Annotated in this window: 11 protein-coding genes; 4 read left to right on the top strand and 7 right to left on the bottom strand. The window is 50.0% G+C overall.

What is annotated here, in order from left to right:
* Positions 1-28: 28 nt before the first annotated feature.
* Positions 29-673: a pyridoxamine 5'-phosphate oxidase gene (gene pdxH / locus ACXAGQ_RS22830; protein WP_475257027.1), complete on the bottom strand. Its 645-nt coding sequence runs from the start codon at positions 671-673 to the stop codon at positions 29-31.
* Positions 674-892: 219 nt separating this feature from the next.
* On the opposite strand from pdxH, the gene ACXAGQ_RS22825 reads away from it, so the two are divergent.
* The 3 genes from ACXAGQ_RS22825 (at position 893) to ACXAGQ_RS22815 (ending at position 6,157) form a co-directional block, all read left to right on the top strand.
* A complete protein-coding gene (locus ACXAGQ_RS22825) occupies positions 893-2,740 on the top strand; it encodes a sensor histidine kinase (protein WP_475257026.1) in 1,848 nt (615 codons plus the stop codon).
* Positions 2,737-4,005: a sigma-54-dependent transcriptional regulator gene (locus ACXAGQ_RS22820; protein ID WP_475257025.1), complete on the top strand. Its 1,269-nt coding sequence runs from the start codon at positions 2,737-2,739 to the stop codon at positions 4,003-4,005. The genes ACXAGQ_RS22825 and ACXAGQ_RS22820 overlap by 4 nt, the downstream gene beginning before the upstream one ends.
* Positions 4,006-4,222: 217 nt before the next feature.
* Positions 4,223-6,157 carry an EAL domain-containing protein gene (locus ACXAGQ_RS22815; protein WP_475257023.1) on the top strand — a complete coding sequence of 645 codons (1,935 nt, stop codon included), beginning with the start codon at positions 4,223-4,225 and terminating at the stop codon, positions 6,155-6,157.
* A gap of 65 nt (positions 6,158-6,222) precedes the next feature.
* On the opposite strand, the gene ACXAGQ_RS22810 is transcribed toward ACXAGQ_RS22815, so the two are convergent.
* The 6 genes from ACXAGQ_RS22810 to ACXAGQ_RS22785 form a co-directional block, all read right to left on the bottom strand.
* Complete coding sequence (locus tag ACXAGQ_RS22810) at positions 6,223-7,875, bottom strand: DUF342 domain-containing protein (protein ID WP_475257022.1); 1,653 nt, start codon at positions 7,873-7,875, stop codon at positions 6,223-6,225.
* Positions 7,876-8,049: 174 nt separating this feature from the next.
* Entirely contained in the window at positions 8,050-8,454 is a 405-nt protein-coding gene (locus tag ACXAGQ_RS22805) for a hypothetical protein (protein WP_475257020.1), read from the bottom strand.
* Positions 8,455-8,713: 259 nt separating this feature from the next.
* Positions 8,714-9,457, bottom strand: a complete 744-nt coding sequence (locus ACXAGQ_RS22800; protein WP_475257018.1) for a PHP domain-containing protein — start codon at positions 9,455-9,457, stop codon at positions 8,714-8,716.
* Between the two features lie 13 nt (positions 9,458-9,470).
* On the bottom strand, positions 9,471-11,573 hold the full coding sequence (locus tag ACXAGQ_RS22795; RefSeq protein ID WP_475257017.1) for a tRNA(Met) cytidine acetyltransferase TmcA: 2,103 nt from the start codon (positions 11,571-11,573) through the stop codon (positions 9,471-9,473).
* 105 nt (positions 11,574-11,678) lie between these two features.
* On the bottom strand, positions 11,679-12,653 hold the full coding sequence (locus ACXAGQ_RS22790) for a ParB/RepB/Spo0J family partition protein (RefSeq protein WP_475257016.1): 975 nt from the start codon (positions 12,651-12,653) through the stop codon (positions 11,679-11,681).
* A 7-nt stretch (positions 12,654-12,660) separates the two neighbouring features.
* Positions 12,661-13,875 carry an AAA family ATPase gene (locus ACXAGQ_RS22785; protein ID WP_475257015.1) on the bottom strand — a complete coding sequence of 405 codons (1,215 nt, stop codon included), beginning with the start codon at positions 13,873-13,875 and terminating at the stop codon, positions 12,661-12,663.
* 1,336 nt (positions 13,876-15,211) lie between these two features.
* Here ACXAGQ_RS22785 and ACXAGQ_RS22780 point away from each other — a divergent pair.
* Complete coding sequence (locus ACXAGQ_RS22780) at positions 15,212-17,212, top strand: replication initiator protein RctB domain-containing protein (RefSeq protein ID WP_475257013.1); 2,001 nt, start codon at positions 15,212-15,214, stop codon at positions 17,210-17,212.
* Positions 17,213-17,273: the final 61 nt, after the last annotated feature.

Genomic DNA, 17,273 nt, shown 5'->3' with positions numbered 1-17,273 from the left:
GCGCTGCTCTTTTTGTAGTTACCACCCTTTACGGTGCCAACCGTTCAATGGCCCACTGCAGGCTATTTTCTTCACTGCGGGTATACAAGAACCTGTCATGCAAACGGTTCGCCCCACCCTGCCAAAATTCAACCGAGTTGATTTTCACCCGGTAGCCGCCCCAAAACGTCGGGACCGGCACGTCACCTTTGGCAAATTTGTCTTTCAGCTCAAAGAATTTGCTTTCCAGCGCTTGCCTTGCCGAGATACGAGAACTTTGCTTGCTCGCCCACGCCGCTATCTGGCTTTCTTTCGGGCGCGACGAGAAATACTTCAGCACTTCCATCTTGGAGAGCTTTTCTGCCGTACCGGTAATGTGGACTTGGCGCTCGAGAGGATGCCAAGGGAAGTGCAAGCTGATTTTGCTGTTATCGGCCAGCTGGGATGCTTTTCGGCTACCAAGGTTGGTATAGAAGACAAACCCGTCTTTATCAAAGTGCTTCAATAACACAATACGCTGATAAGGCTGTCCGTGCTCGTCAACAGTCGCCACTGTCATCGCAGTCGGGTCGGTCAGCTTTGCTTCTATTGCCTGTTCGAGCCAGGTATTGAAAAGTTGTTCCGGCTGCTCCGGCAAATCATGACGGCGCAACCCACCCTGTGTGTAGTCGCGACGAATATCAGACAATTCCATTGTTATCTCCGCTGATTCTGTAGATGTCTCTTATAACGCAGAAATTGTGCGCTTAGTCTTGCTGAAACACAAGTAAATTGCCTAAGAGTCTGATCTGGCGTTGCAGGATGCAACTAGGCTCGACGTTTCCCCTTGTTCAATTTGTTACATTAACCCCAAGTAACGTCAAGGTGCTCGCTTCAGCGAGATTAACTTGGATGTAGTAACAAAGGCTGCCATATGTCGAGTACGAACCTGTCGAGTAAACAACAATTTTTTTATTTCGCCCTGCTGGTTGGCAGTATTGGTGCGTTGCTGATAGGCTGGCTCACTTTCTTGCAGGTTCAGCAGCACCTTAGTGAAAAGATCACCACTGATGTGGCCCAACTCGGAAACAAAATAGACAACCAGCTCGAACGCTACAGCCAATTGCCCGAAGTGCTTGCCAGTGATCCGCGCCTCCTTTCCCCTCTGCTCGGCGCCACAGGAAAGCGGGCTGATCCCAGCCAAGGTCGCGACGACCAGTCCGTCAGCCAGTTGCTCGCGCAGTGGAACCAAACCCTCGGCGCTGACACCCTGTACCTGATAGACATGGCCGGAACCACACTGGCCTCGAGTAACTGGCAGCAAGCAGATTCATTTGTAGGACAAAATTTCAGTTACCGTCCCTATTTCCAACAAGCAGCCCGAGGCGAAAACGGCCAGTATTTTGCGCTCGGCGCCCGCTCTGACAAGCGCGGTTATTACTTCTCTGCACCGGTATTGTTCGATCACCACCCTGTCGGTGTGCTAACTATCAAGGTTGATCTCTCGCTGCTGGCCGATATCTGGCAATATGAAGACATCGAATATGCCATTGCCGACCAGCAGGGGATCATCTTCTACAGCTCTGAGCCTGAATGGCTCTATCATTCGCTGGCCCTTTTAAGCGAGGACGTCAGGCAACAAATAAAACAATCACGGCAGTATGGCAAGGTGGATATCCATGCCCTTACCGAAGCAGGCAGCCTGGCTGTATTTAGCCAAGGGTCTGTCCAGCCGCTACGTACACGACCAGCCACGCCGGCCAAAACCTATATCACTGCCCAACATGATATGGGCAAGGCGGGCTGGACTATCTTCGGCTTTACCCCGCAAACGAAAGCCTTTGAATATATGGGGCAGGTGCTGCTGCTATTTGTGCTTATCTATTCCTTGCTGTGCATCGCGGTACATTCCTGGTGGCAGACTTACCGTGCCCGGATCGCGCTGGCCAACCTCAATAGCCGGCTGGAAAAGCGTGTCGCCCAGCGCACCCACCGCCTGCAGGAAACCAACCAACAGCTGAAGCTCACCTTGCGCCAATACGAACACAGCCAAGCGGAATTGAAGCAGACCCAAGACGAGTTGCTACAGGCAGCCAAGCTGGCCATGCTGGGGGAGCTCTCTGCCAGCATCAACCACGAAATCAACCAGCCGCTTGCGGCGATCCGCACGTATGCCGAAAACAGCCGTAAGCTGCTTGAGAAACAGCGTTATGACACCGTTGGTCGCAACCTCGAGGAAATCGTACAGCTCAATACACTGATCGCAGAGATCATCGCCCGGTTCAAAGTGTTTGCCCGCAAGCGCAATTTACACCAAACCTCGTTACGTACCCATGCGGCCGACTCTATCCGCTCAGCATTGTCTTTGATGCGCAATGCGCTAATCAAACAAGGGGTTATACTTCGCCTCGAGGATTTGCCCGAGAACATTACCATCAACATCGATGCTGTCCAGTTTGAGCAGGTATTGGTCAACCTGATCCAGAACAGCCTTCAAGCACTTAAAGACCAGCCGGAGCCGCAAATCGGTATCACACTTGAAGCCGATTCAGGCCATGCGCGTTGCCGGGTATGGGATAACGGCCCCGGTTTAAGCCCAGATCAAAAGCAGCAGGTTTTCACCCCGTTTTACACCACCAAAGAAGACGGCCTAGGCCTTGGCATGACCATCTCCAAACGCATTATCGATGCCTACCAAGGTACGCTCAGTGCCGGCGACCACTTGGGTGGCGGCGCTGAATTTACAGTCTCTTTGCCCTTAAATAGCGAGATAACACCATGAATACCCCAGTCATGTTTATCGATGACGAGAAATCTATTCGCGATGCCCTCGGCCAGACCCTGGAGCTCGAGGACTATAGCGTCAGCCTTTTTGCCTCCGCCAAGCCTGCTCTGGAACAGCTGTCGAATCAATTTCCAGGGGTCATTATCTCTGATATCAATATGCCGGGTATCGATGGCCTGACATTTCTCAAGCAGGCACTGGCGTTTGATCCCGAGCTGTCAGTTGTTATGCTGACCGGCCATGGGGATATCTCAATGGCAGTGGAAGCGATGCGGCTTGGTGCCTATGACTTTTTGGAAAAACCGTTTTCAACCGAGCACCTGCTCGATGTCGTAAAACGGGCCGGAGAGAAACGCGAGCTGGTCATGGAAAACAGGGATCTGCGCCGGGAGCTAGAAGTCCAAAGCGGGCCGGGCCCGCGGATACTGGGCAATGACCCAGCCATCAAACAGCTAAGGAGGGTTTTGGCGCACCAATCAAAAACATGCGCACCGCTATTTCTCCACGGCCCAAACGGAAGCGGCAAAGCCTTGGTCTCCCGCTTTGTCCATGACCACGGCCTGCAACCCCAGCAGCCTTTCCTAACGATTGACTGCGGCGCCGCAAGCGCTGAAAGCCAGCTGGGCGATCTCACGGCCAAGCCGGCAGTTTTCGCAACCCTCTACCTCAAACACATAGATAAAACCCCCTCGCTGCTGCAAAACACAGTGCTGGCGTTCATCGAGTCCCTTGGCAACAGCAATCCCCCTGCCAGGGTGATTGTCAGTGCTGATAACGACAGCCACCTACAATGCCAGACAGGCTTTCTCCACACCCTCTATTTCAAACTTGGCTTCATCAGTATCGAGCTGCCGCCTCTTTGCCAGCGGCCCGGGGATATTCCGTTGCTGTTCCATAATTTCCTGCGAACAGACTGCAGCCGGTTCGGTATCGAGCCACCGCAAATCGATAGCCAGCTCGAACACTGGCTTGCGGGGCAAAGCTGGAAAGGCAATGTGCGGGAACTGCGTCAGTTTGCCGAACGCTATGCATTACTGGGCGCGAGGGCTATGAAGCCACAGCGAGATGATCAAAGCCCCCCGCCACTGGCTACTACACTGGCCGAGCGGGTCTCTGATTTTGAATGTAAAGTGCTTCACGATGCACTCAATAGGCACCAGGGCAGGCTGAAAGACGTGCAGCAGGAGCTGGGCCTAGCACGCAAGACGTTATATGACAAAATGAAAAAATATCACATTGATAAAAAAGAATTTAAAGCGTAGCCATCGTTGAGGTAGAGCAGCGAGCCACCCAAAGGTGAAACCAGCGCTATGCTTTCATTCAAACTTAGAAGCCACTCGAGAAAGCTGCAAGATACTTCTCTCATTGCCTATTTGGGCTTGGAAAGTTTGATAACTTATATTTTTGCTAGTTTTGACTACCTCAGTCGCCTGAACTCTTCCTTTCAACGACTTATCTTCATGCTTGCTGAGATATATTATGAATTTATTCCGCTATACCTTAACCTTGACTGCAAGTAGCCTTACCGTCCTGCTTTTATGCCTTTCAACTTTGCATATCCTTGGTACTCGCAGTCTGCTCATCGAGCAGGCTCAGCAACAGCTTAATGCCAGTACAACCTATTTCGAGCAACAAATATCAAGCGCGAACAATACTCAGCCAGCAGATTACCAGCGGCTCTTGGGGCAGCACAGTCAGTTTTTCCCGGATCTTAAGCTGCACTTTCAGGCTATCGTAACCGGGACGCCTTCATCAGACTCTAGCTCCTCATCCACCCAGCAGACGCTAACCCGCGCTTTTTGGCCGGAGCTGATTAATCAGCGGACTCTGATCGGTGACAACGATCAGGCCTACCGGTTTACAGCCGAAATGCCCAAGTCCGCCCTTGCGGCGGCATTCTGGCGTTTGTGCCTTCCAAGCTTAGTGATAGGCCTCGTTGGATACTTGGCAGCCCTGTTGCTGCTTTGGCTACTGTTAAAGCGCAAATTCCAACCGCTGGCCCAGTTAGTCCAGCACGCCAGCACTATGGGAAATAACACTCGCTCACTGCCAACTGTGCGGGTAAATAGTGCAGAGGTTGCAGCCTGGGTAAAAATGTTCGGCCACTTCAAAAAACAACTCGATGACATTTTCCTGCAGCAGGCCAACGAGGCGAATAAACTCAAAGCGCAGGCTTACCAGGACAAAGTCTCAGGCTTAGGGAACCGGCATTATTTCATCAGCCAGCTTAACGCTTGGCTTGACACTCCAGAGCAGGGCGGGCTGATCTTACTCAAATCTACTTTGCTTGATGAAATCTATCAGCAAAACGACTTCGAGATGGGCGATGCTTTTACCCGTACGCTGGCTGAGGAATTCAATGCGAACATTATTCATGCCCAGATCTTTCTTGCTAGGCTGTCTTATGACGAGTTTGCGGTGCTGCTTCCCAATATCGCCACAGAGAAACTGAATAAAGTCGCCGAGTCGATGTTTGAGGTGCATCAGCAGCAAGAGCGTTCTTACCGGGGAGAGACAACTGACTGCGTGTTTTTAGGTTTGCTGATGACGGAAAATGCGACCAGTGCCAGCCATATCCTCGGGCAGCTGGATAACATCCTGGCACAAGCGACACGCAACCCAGCTCAACCGATCCAACTGGCGGATAACCAACATCAGGTACCGAGCTTTGGCAAACAACAATGGAAAGCGCTATTGCTCGAAGCCATCGACAACAATGCGATGAGCTACAAGTACCAGCCCGTAGTCAATGAGCATCAGCAAATTATTCATTTTGAAGTTTTCTCTTCGCTTAAATCCGACCAGGCCCATTACAACGCCAACCAGTTTTTAGGCGCCATAGAGGACGTTGGTGCCGGTATCCTGCTTGATAAACATGTTATCGCTCACCATGTTAACGTGCTTAATGGCGATCTTGACCGAGGCCCATTTGCCATCAACCTCACCACCAACAGCATTGCCGACCCAGCGTTTAACCGCTGGCTGGGCGCGCTGCTGTCTCGCAACCAGCATCTCTGTGACAGGCTCTTTTTTGAAATCCCCGAAGCCTGCTTTATTCGTACACCTGACGCCTGCAGCCTGCTGTGCTCGGCGATTCGCTTTTACAAGTTCCGCTACGGTGTCGACGGCTATGGCCGCTATTTCAAATCATTGGCCTACCTTGAAGAGTTCCGCCCCAATTATGCCAAAGTTGATTTTTCTTATACCCACCAGTTAAATGATGAGTTCAAGAGCCAATTACTTTCCTCAGTTTGCCGCACAGCCCATAGCCTAAATGTGATGACCATTGCGACACGGGTTGAAACAGAAACCCAGGTAGATAGATTGTCTGAACTATTTGTCAGCGGATTTCAAGGTTTCTTCACCCAGCAGCGCGCCAAAGAAAAACGGCTACCTAAGCAGCCGTTGTATTAATGACCAAACTAGAGTTTATCAATTTACAGTGTAAATTTAATTTACAGTGTAAATTGCATGGACGTTTAAATTGGTGAGCATTGGTAGGTATGTTCATGGATATGCAATTTTGAAGGGCCATGATCAGAGTTTATCTGCATCTGCTCCTTTTCAAGTCGGCTCTGTACGCCTGCGTATAACCGATTCACTGCGGTAATCGCCACCCGAGAACGCAGCTCGTCATATTCATCGCGCAATTGCTGGTAGTCCGACTTTAAGATGGCTATTTGAGAGTTATGTTGATCGGCGGCGAATTGAATACGTTCACTCAGCTCGGCAGGCCTTTTGTGTTCAGGCAACTTATACAGCTTTAACTGTGCCTGCTTTATCTTATCGACATTTTGTAATTCAAGCTGATAGGCATGTTGCTTATCCTGCAATTGCTGCGCGAGTGCATCGAACTTGGCAAACGCATGAACAACTGTCGGGACCCCCGACAGCGCCCCCAGGTTAACGGTATGGATACTGTACCCAGCTTGTGTAACGCCACCACTTAAACTTCCTTGGCGCTTGAACTGATCCATCACGGCCACTTCCCCCCCTGCGCAAATATTACTGTGAAGCACGTGAAGGGTGAACATCGCGTTTTGTCCGCAGGTAATATCAGCAAACTGGGCAAACTTGCTGGTGACGTTACCTTTCGCCTCGATCCGGCAGCCAAGTTTATCGCCTTCCTGTTTGCGGCCAATAATCCCTTTGATTATCGACACATCCCCACCGGCTTTTAGCTCGGCTAATTCAACAAAGCCAGCAACCGTAATATTGCCCGAGGCAGAAACCTTCATACCCGGCGTAACATCACCAGTAATAAGGATACTGCCGTCAAAATTAATATGGCCGGTGGCCACATTAACGCCAGTCAGGGTCAACGCTTCATCCACCTGCATGCCTCGGGTCTTCGACACAGGAATACCTGACTTATCCGCCAGCAAAAGAAGGGGGTCTTGCTCGCTGACAACAGTGCCATCACCAGGCTGGAAATCACTGTCCTTGCCGGGCTTGGCAGGCAGCACTTTGCCCTGCACCGTATAGCCAGCGATGCCTTCCGTGGCCGGGCATCGCCTCATCAATGCCTGCCCCGCTTTGACAGTGACAAGCTCTCCGAGGTCACGCATATCGACCTTGCCATCTTCGGAAGCTTGTGGCCGAAGTATACGGTGGCTGGCATCTTCAACCAGGGTTTCAAACTTGGCATCGACGCCATTTTCAGGAAGCCGGCCAAAGGCAACAGGCAAGGTCACCTTCTCGCCGGGTTTGAGGCTGTGGGCTTGCTGCAATAAGAGATGAAGCTGGGTTTTACGGATCCCTTTTATGATGCGGTTTTGCTTTAATGCCTCGAGAATGTCTGGGCCGGTAACATGCTTGCCTGCGTAGGGGGCAGTGATAGTGATAGATGCACGCATAAAGTCAGGGTCTGCCTTAACGACAAGGTTGGCATCACGTCGCTCGGCGATGAGGATCGATTCTGTTTCCGCGGTATCGGCGACGGCATCAACTGGCACGCTAGACATCGCGAGCGCTGAATCAATGGCTTTTTCAAAGCGGTAGAACTGTTCCGCACCAACACTATGTAGCTGCTCAAGCAACAAGTCTCTTGTCGGCGCTATATCAAGATCAGCAGTCGCCGTAAATAACACTGATTGTCCATCATCAGCGATACGCAGAAAAAATTCTGCCATATCAACTCCTTTTTCCTGCTATTGGCGAACAATAAAAGATTGCGCTCCTCAATATTACAGTAACAAATCAAATACCTAGTATTTGTTTAGTCACAAATTTATCTAAAAAATATCAACAAAACCATCATAAACAATAGATTGCATATAAATAATTGCAACAAATACGAAAACAGATCAGACTAGAGCTATTGCTTTAATTTGATGTTCGCTGAGCCAACTGTCTGTGACGAAGATATAACTGCGATGAGATGGATGCTTTTTGTTGACTGAGATGATGTCTTTTCTGAGAAAGCCCTGCAACATCCCCACTGGCTGCAGGTAAAGCTGGTAGCAGGCAGTCAAAGGCAGTGCAACCGTCGATTCAATGTATATGTATTGCCGGCTTACCCGATTGGCTGTAACCTTCAAGCCATAGTCCTGGCTATCAATGGTTTCACCGCTGCTTAGCAAATGGCCATATAACCTCCCAGCAATACCACCACGCCCTACAGAAAAGCACTTCTCAGTGTCGGCATCATGATAAATAGAAGGATGAATCATATCTCTTAGCACAGGGGGGAAATCTTTAACCAAACTCATGCTCTCTCCTTATTATTATTTTATGTCTGCCATAAGAAAGTCGCTAAATGGCAGCATCCCGCTAAGGGGCCACAATTTCTAGGGGGATTCTATAAACGTAGACAACATGGCAAATATATACAAATAAAGATCACAAGCTTCCCCTTACAGTGAATTTACAGTGTAAATTTCAACAATAAAAAAGGCGGCTTATGCCACCTTTTTGTGTTAACTGCCGTCGAGATTTACACTGTAAATTGTATTAACACTGTAAGCTGTATTAACTCAAGGATTGAAACTCTTCAATTGGTAGCCGGCCTCGAGAAGAAAGGAATGCCAAGAATCGAGAAGCACTCGTCGTAACAATACTCGATTCTTCAACTCTTACTTTTTCAAGCAAAGCCAATGTAGAATCAAACTTGCCTACATCATACGCAAAGTGGGCATCAGAGCCTGTGGTAAATTTCACGCCCACTTCCTTGCCAATCTCCGCAATACGCTCACATCGCGGTTGGCTGCCAGCCCGAGATCCAGACAACGACGAATTGTTGATCTCAACCAATACATTCGCTTCCGCCGCCGCTGATAGCACACGCTCAAAATCGAAGTCAAAATTAGGATTGCCCAAATGGCCCAACGCATCGACGCGGCCGGAACGGATCACATTGAGCAACGCTTGCGTATGCGCTTCCCGCGATGAAGGGGTGAAAACGGGCTCATGGAAACTGGCAAGGATCCAGTCAAGCTTCTCTTCAACTTTTGGCAAGATGTCAATCTCACCGTCAGTATTCATGATATTTGCTTCGACCCCACGCAAGATACCAACACCATGAAGGAATCGCGGCAATACTTTCTGATTGGCGAAATGCCAAAAATGCGGAGCGCCAGGCATTGAAGATGCATGATCAGTGACACATAAAAGTTGCAGCCCCTTTTGTGCCGCTGCGGCTGCATTTTCCAATACCGTACTATATGCATGACCACTTGAAACAGTGTGGCTATGGGTATCAACAACAAATTTCATTACTCGCTCCTTGCTAAAACAGATTCTTGAGATCGGCACTGACAATATCACGCAATACGCGGTCGGCTTGCTTTCGGCCAGTCAATTTGAATTGGGTAACAATATCGCACCAGGATTTCCGTTGGATGACCTTGGCCACCACCAACTCGAGGGGTGACAGTGACAACGGATCAGATGAGCTCGCCAGTCGCCGCCAGATAAACTGCTGCAATGCCGGCAGTACTAATTCATACCCCAAGCCGCCGGCAGAAAATAACACAAGTTGCTGCTCAACCCACTCATCTGGCAACAAAGAAGGAATAGCATGAAGCGAAGCGGCTGCAGTCAAAAGGGGCAGGAGCTCATCGGTCGGCATATCTTTAAACGCTTCATTGGCATTTGCTATTAAACCTGAAGCAAATAATACACGGGCTTTTGGTAACCAAAGCTGACCAGCATTGCTGATAGGCAAAACACATAGCAATGAAGGATAGCCGCTGGCAGCATCTTTCTGTAGCCCGAGCCGGACTGGCTGATAGCCTGCATGCTGCCAAAAATGCAGCAACTCGGGAACATAACCAAAGCTGGTACCCAGGAAGTCATAACGCAATTTTGCCCAGTTTCGAACAGAAGCCAGTAAATGCTGGCCAATGCCTTGCTGCTGGAAATCGGGATGGACTGCAATACGAAGGATACGGCCAGATTGTTGGGTAGCACCTTCGACAATACCTAGATGGGCAGCCAGGGACTGTGCAAGTAAATGGCCTCGGGGCCGCCTTGCACCGAGCTGAACTTGGCTGGCAAGCTCTTCGCTGAACCCGCCTTCATCAACGACCAAGCAGCAGCCCAATACATTGACACCATTGCGGCAAAGCCAGATGTGGAGCGAGTCATCATCGAGCAGGTTAACCAAATCAGCCGGTGATGTTTGGTAATGGGCATTAACCAAAAGGCCAAATAGTGAAGACAGCAGAGATGGGGAATGTAAAAGCGTAGATTTATCCAAGTACTCATAGTGCGCGGTATCCGGGTCGAGCCCAGATGAGGCAATCTCGGCATCCAGCAGTAGCGCATTGAAAACCCACGGCTCCAACGGATCGTTGTCTGCCCAACGGATAGCTTGCTTCATTTCAAAGCCACGCCATTGGGGCATAACGCTATCGAGCTGTTGGCGGAACTTAACCGCAAACCCGCGGCCAGTCCCTTCATAACCATGGACAGTGCTAGAAAAAACCAACCGGTTGAAGGATTGCAGCAAGGATTGCAGGACAGGGGACGGGATCGCCGCCGCTTCATCGACCATGACGATGTCTGCTGATGGGAGCCCAGCCAGTAATGCATCCGGAGCAATAAACTCGATACTCCCCTTGCCTGCCTCAATCCGCTTCTGATCCGAAAATGGCAGCCCAAACTGCAACGCCACATGCCGGAATACCGTTTGGCTTGCAAGGTAAGAAGGCGCCGTAACAACAATCTTGATATCACGTTCGGCCAATAGGCTGGCGGCCGCTAATCCCAGAGCCGATGATTTTCCCCGGCCGCGATCTGCGGTTAACACTAGCGGGCGCTTGCGGTGACCCGTTACTACTTTGCGTATCGCCTCGACCGCACCCACCTGGCAGGTAGTCAGCGCACCAAATCGCAAGCCACCCACAGTTGAGGAAACATTGGCGAGCCTATCTTCTTCAGCAGCAGGTACGCGAGGTAAGTCTGGCAGAGGCTGGCCAGCTTCCAGCCAAACAACGCTAGGCTGATGCAAAAGATGATTAAGCCGCTGGTAGAAACGAGATCCGGATTGCTCAAACCATTCATCCGGCAATAACAACAGCAAGATCCCACCGCCGACAATGGTGCCGGACAATGCGCCAAGGGCTTGGGCATCCAAACCATGGTGGCCATTGATCGTGAGCATCTGGCATTCACGCCCCAGCCACAACTTGGCTTTTTTGAAAGGTATGCAGTCACCACCATCATTCACTGGCTCGCCGCAGAATAGCTGCTCAGTATAATGTTGGCTGAAGGCATCAACCACTTTTGCCGACCAGCTTTTGCAACCTTTGGCAACGACAAGATGGCGGATATTTTGATCGGCCGCACGCTCTGCGAGCATGCGGCAAAAATGAGAAAGTTGGGACATGCGATAGCTCAATGACAAACAACATATTGATCATACCAACATGCCGTTGTCGGTGCGAAAAAAAACCACGCCATAAGGCGTGGTTTTGTATCAAAATCAAAGCGGCTATTTGAGGTAGTCGGCCAGATACGACAGGATTTCGTCAGCCTGGCGTTCCGTCAGCTTCTTCAGCTTAAGCTGCAGCTTGTCGCCATCACGCAAATAACTGATCTTCCCTTTGACCAGCTCTTGCGGCTTCGGCTTCTCGGTTTCAACTTTTGGCTGCAATGTGTCGCCAATCTGCTCAAGCTTGCTGGTCACTTCACGCGTAATACGCGTGATACCAGTTGCATCGATAGATTTCCACATCGCTTCATCACCAGCAGAAATCTCGCCGACGAACGCCTTTTGCTGATCGTTGTCGAGACCAAAAAAGAGGCGGTGCAGCTTCACAATCGTCGGGCGGCCGAGTTCACCAACACTCGGGTAAGCCATCAGCAGTTCCATCGGTAGTGAGGCGGCCTTCAAGGCACCACTTACCAGGGCTTCGCTGCACTGGCAGTAACGCGCAAGCTCTTTCTGATCTGCCACTTTGCCATTATCAAGCAGCGCCTGCATTTCCTTACCGCGTTCGAAAAGCGATAGAGGTTTGTGGGCATTGGCGACATCAGACAAGAATTTGGCATGTTCGCTGTTAATTCCCTTACCGACATAGATCAGGAAATCCTTCTCGGCCAGGATACACGACATGCGACGGCGGCTACCGTCAAGCACCTCAATCCTTCCATCGTCCAGCCAGCGGCCGACCGCAGGGTATTGCTGACCGCGATCTTTCAGCGTGTTGAGGATATCGGCCAGCGCATGTTCGTTAAGAAAAGCCTGTTCACGGGCATTTTCCGCAAATACACGTGTTTTATCAGCAACCTGATCGGCATGGATTTTAACCAGTTCAAACGCAACGGTTTCCTCGCCGGCAACGGCCAACTCGATGACAGACGCCTTGTCACGGGCGGCAGTCTGGGCTTCCGTCGGCGTTGTTGCACGCCGCTTGTCAGCTTTGCCGAACAAGCGCGCATTCAGATCTTTGGTTTTAATTGCCATCCGTTAATTACTCCCGGTTCAGGTTAGCCCAGTGAGAGTGCATCACACGCTCTAACTCCAGGCCAACACGTTGGATCGCATCTTGCGCTGTCGAAAGGGTCTTTTTGCCCCCTTCAAATTCGGCTGCCGTTAGGTCGAACACAGTGCTGTAGGTATCGGCACAAGTCTCGAAAGCACGGCTACGCGGTACCGTTGCCATCATGACTTGATCACGCAGCAGGTAGTTCATCTCGGTCAGTACCGAGACCTGCTTCTTGTTATCGTCCTCGAACATGGTTGGCATCAGGCGGATAAACTCCAAACCGTGCCAATCTTCCGGGAACATTTCGTAAACTGTTGGCAAATGCTGGAAAAAGTTAACTGTCGATGCCCAGTCAAGACGCTTGGCAGCACATGGAATAATCAAGGCATTGGAGGCATACATGGCGTTCCAAACCAATGGATCGATGTGCGGGCCGGTATCAATCATAATGATATCGAACTCGTCGGCTATCGGATCGATTACCTTTTCCTTCAATAGGCGAACAATATTCAAGTCCTGGTTTTCGGCCAGATCCTGCCATGCGTCAGCATTGAACATGGCATCTTCAGGGAACGCCGCAATAGTTTTCAAGTTAGGGTACTGGGTCGGCATCACCACGTTGCCCATCAGGAATTCTTTGTCGATTTCCTGCCCCTCTGGCACATTTTCCAGCATCACATCGACGGCAGAGTAGATGGTTTCCTGGTCACCCACGCTGATCTGCGGGTTAAGGAATAGGCGCAATGACCCCTGTGGATCAAGGTCAATCAAGCAAATACGGTAACGCTTATCCAGATCCAGCGCCAGGCACGCCGCAAGGTGAACGGCTGTCATCGACTTACCCGTTCCCCCTTTCTGGTTCTGGACATTGACAATCCATGGCTTGCGACCGGCACCTTCACGCTCATAAAAAGCAGGCTTTTTTGTCGCTTCCATCAACTGGTGCGCTTCTTCCAGGCTAATGGAGTAATGGTTGGCATTATTTTTGGTAAATTGATGGCCATTGGCTTCCATACGTGAAATAGCGTCATCGAGCTTGCGGCGGGTCAGTCCCGAACGGCTCTCCATCAATGCCTTCGACATCGGGGGAAACGCTTCTTCGCGGCGCTCTTCCAATACAATCTCAATACGGTCCGCCTGGACCTGTTTGGTCTGCTCGGCGATATTGAGCAAGTTGTCTATGGTTTGTTCCCTGTTCATTGTCTTTATTCACCTTGAAACATTTTGCTCTATTGTACAGCAAAAAAACACCAAAACAATAAAAGGCTGAACAACAACGTGTGATATTTATCTCAGCATAAAGCAATAAAGAGAGCAAAAAACCGACGTTTGGGCGTGAAATTTCGGTGCACATAGAGGGTAATCCACTTGAATTACAGCCCAAAATAAAAGTGTTACAGCGTCACTATTTTACAATGTAAATCCTAACCAAGGCCTATTTTACCGGAAGCGTGATAATTGTTGGCTAATTTACGGGCGTTGACTATTTGACTGCAATTCATACGATTCTCCATCCTTCGCCTGGCAATAATGGAAAATGGCCAAAATGATGATGAAATTGATCAATTTCATTATGATCACAAAAATACCTATTTGGAAATGCAAAATGATCAGCATGAAATCATCGTAAATCATGATCTTGGCCAAAGCCCGCCAACATTGGCTTGATCATCGTTCCAATTCAAAACAAGGGATCACGAAGCATGATCAAGGCAATGCCACCGGTTGTAGCAGCGTTTACCGCGGGGCAACTTGATCGGAAAAATGATCAAGATAAAGAGGGTGTAAATCCGTGAGTTCGGGTAAAATGCCGAAAGCATGGAAAACCATGGCGAAATTACGGTGAGTGCAGGTCTAATAAGGGCTTAGCGCATAAATATCCACGCCCAATATTGCCAAAAAAGCTGTAAATCGCTAGTTTTGTGCAAAATTGAAATACATAACCATTATCTTGATCATTGATCCATCCCGGACACATGGTAAAAGCAAGGTAGAATACGGAAAGTGTCAGTTCAACATTGTTGAAAAAAACACCGATAGCAGCAAACAACGACGCGGCAGCCGGAACAATTCTTTAAACAACGCTGCCATGATCATTTTTCCGGGCTAAAAACAGCACGCTTTGCCGTGCAAAACTCAGCAATTGGACAGCAACGGCGGATCTATAACCAGCAAAGAGGTCATGCCCTGTGGATAAACTGTGGAACCACCATGATCATGTTTTCATAGCGGCGGTGATCATGCTTGCCAAATGATGATGATCATATTTCCACGGCCTCTTTGATCATCGTTTCTACGTTGCTTTGATCACTTTTCCGGAGTTACGTTGATCATGCTTTCGAATGACGAGGTTTTTAACTCTATTAAATTCAATCGCTTACAAAGAACTCACCAGCCAGATCATAAGATCATTTAATCAATAAGATCAAAATAAACAAAAAGATCAGTTTAAAAAAAGCCAATAAAAGATCTTTCTTTCTTGTTTCATTTCTATTAATCTTTTACGGAAAAATGATGCATCTACGGCTAATGGCAAATGAACTCCGCGCTTTCATCAAATAACAAAAACTCTGAAAAGATATTGATCCCAGCTCCACGATCCCACAAAGACGGGCATTTGTTCTCGATCCCAACAAACTTGATCGACTGGCTTCCTCAGTACCAGCACTTCAAAGGTGTCACCAAAAGTATTGTCGAACTCCTCAACCTGATTTCATTGCGGGGGCTATCCAGCCATGATGGTATGGTGTCGACGACTGAACTTGTGGAGGCGACCGAAGGCCAGTTAACCCGTGCCGCAATCCAGCAGCGACTGCGGGCTGCGGTAAATATTGGTTTGTTTAAACAACAACCTGTGAGGTTCGAAGAGGGCCTGGCGGGTAAAACCATGTTGCATCATTTTATCAACCCGGCCATGCTGATCTCGCAGCTGGGTACCGGCAGCCTGAATTCAGAGCAGTCCAAGGCCAAAGAGAAACAAAAACGCTCGAAAGCACTGGCCCAAAACCACGTCAACCGCCAATTGCTCAGTGAGCATGGCTTGGGCACACCGCCAACGATGCCTGATGAGGCGGATCAAATTGTGATCTCTCCCACCAGCTGGGCGGGGATCATTGACCAGGCGCTGGCCCCGCCTCGGACCAAGAAAAGCTATCAGAAGTCGATGGTCGCGATCAGTGGCACCAAGGCAATCATTGAAACACGATCATCGAAGTCGATCATGACTGTCGACGATCTTATGACCTTGTTCGCGCTGTTTACCCTGACGGTGCAATACCATGATCACCACATTGCGGATTACGAGATCCAGTCGCGCAATATGGGGAATAAAACCCCGGTGTACATCACCGATATCCTTGCCTTGCGGGGCAAAAAGGACAGTGGCCCTGCCCGTGACTCGATCCGCGAAAGTATTGATCGTATTGAATTTACTGACTTCCAGCTACACGAGCTCACCGGCCGGTGGATGAGTGAAAATATGCCGGAAGGCTTCAAGAGTGACCGGTTCCGTTTCCTTGCCCGTACCATTACCGCCTCCGAGGAAGCGCCGAAGGAAGGCGATGACGGCGAGATCAAGATCAAGCCGAACCTCTATATCCTGGTCTGGGAGCCTTCGTTCTTTGACGAGCTGCTAACCCGGGATTACTTCTTCCTGTTCCCGCCGGAGATCCTGCGTCAGCATACCCTGGTATTCCAGCTCTACTCGTTCTTCCGAAGCCGGATGTCGCGCCGTCTCAACGACTCGATGATGCTCAGCGAGCTGAACCAGAAACTGGCACGGAACATTGAATGGCGCCGCTTCTCTTCGGACTTGATCCGCGAACTGCGCAAACTGGCCGAAGACAAGATCACCGATCATGTCTTTGCGGTAAACTTGTGGGGTTACCACCTGACGATCACGCCGCATGAGGAAGACAAGCGTTATTGCGATTACCAGATTGATATCCGCTGTGATGTGGATGAGGTGATCCGGTTCTCGCGGGCGAAAACCACCAACGAGGGCAAGCGGACCATGGCACCGACGATGCCAAACCCGCTGCGCAATGAAATATTGCCCAAGCAGGAGCTTGATCAGCTTTCCGAGATCATCGACGGTGAGTTCGAGCCTATCCAGCGCAAGGAGAGCCGTCCGAAAGGGCGTTTGGGCCGCCGGGTGAAGCTGCGCAAGCACTTGGTTGAGATTAATGCCGACGAATTGACCATTACCCTGTCTAAATATACCTCCTCAGAGGCTCTGCAGCGCAGTATAACGGCATTATCGGCGATGAGCGGACATTCTGTTGCCTCGATCAGCGAAGAGTGCCACGGCTTGCTGGAGAAGCTTGATTGGTTGAGGGTTGGTGGCGAGGTGGTAGCCTATGAGACCTTGAGCAAGACCATTGAGCTATACAACTGCCAGCATGACGAGGGCCACCTGTCGATTGAACGATTGATTTCGGGTCTGGCTGTAAGGCGCAAAGTCTGCAAGCTGGTGTTCGAGGGCCATATCAACGAACAGGTGATGAATGCACTGAATGATATTGCCAGCGGTAGCTAAGTTCGTACTTTGATTAATAAAAAAATCCGGTTAGCCGCTGCTGACCGGATTTTTTTATGCC

The sequence above is a fragment of the Photobacterium sp. ABD4_091 genome, assembly GCF_056160145.1.
Note: the sequence above shows the minus strand (reverse complement) of the source record. Positions and strands in the feature narration are given on the sequence as shown.

Excerpts from the sequence above, each read along its gene's own strand:
- ACXAGQ_RS22780 (WP_475257013.1), top strand. The coding sequence starts at position 15,212 with ATGAACTCCGCGCTTTCATCAAATAACAAAAACTCTGAAAAGATATTG.
- ACXAGQ_RS22825 (WP_475257026.1), top strand. The coding sequence starts at position 893 with ATGTCGAGTACGAACCTGTCGAGTAAACAACAATTTTTTTATTTCGCC.
- ACXAGQ_RS22800 (WP_475257018.1), bottom strand. The coding sequence starts at position 9,457 with ATGAAATTTGTTGTTGATACCCATAGCCACACTGTTTCAAGTGGTCAT.
- ACXAGQ_RS22790 (WP_475257016.1), bottom strand. The coding sequence starts at position 12,653 with ATGGCAATTAAAACCAAAGATCTGAATGCGCGCTTGTTCGGCAAAGCT.
- ACXAGQ_RS22785 (WP_475257015.1), bottom strand. The coding sequence starts at position 13,875 with ATGAACAGGGAACAAACCATAGACAACTTGCTCAATATCGCCGAGCAG.
- ACXAGQ_RS22805 (WP_475257020.1), bottom strand. The coding sequence starts at position 8,454 with ATGAGTTTGGTTAAAGATTTCCCCCCTGTGCTAAGAGATATGATTCAT.
- ACXAGQ_RS22810 (WP_475257022.1), bottom strand. The coding sequence starts at position 7,875 with ATGGCAGAATTTTTTCTGCGTATCGCTGATGATGGACAATCAGTGTTA.
- ACXAGQ_RS22820 (WP_475257025.1), top strand. The coding sequence starts at position 2,737 with ATGAATACCCCAGTCATGTTTATCGATGACGAGAAATCTATTCGCGAT.
- ACXAGQ_RS22795 (WP_475257017.1), bottom strand. The coding sequence starts at position 11,573 with ATGTCCCAACTTTCTCATTTTTGCCGCATGCTCGCAGAGCGTGCGGCC.
- pdxH (WP_475257027.1), bottom strand. The coding sequence starts at position 673 with ATGGAATTGTCTGATATTCGTCGCGACTACACACAGGGTGGGTTGCGC.
- ACXAGQ_RS22815 (WP_475257023.1), top strand. The coding sequence starts at position 4,223 with ATGAATTTATTCCGCTATACCTTAACCTTGACTGCAAGTAGCCTTACC.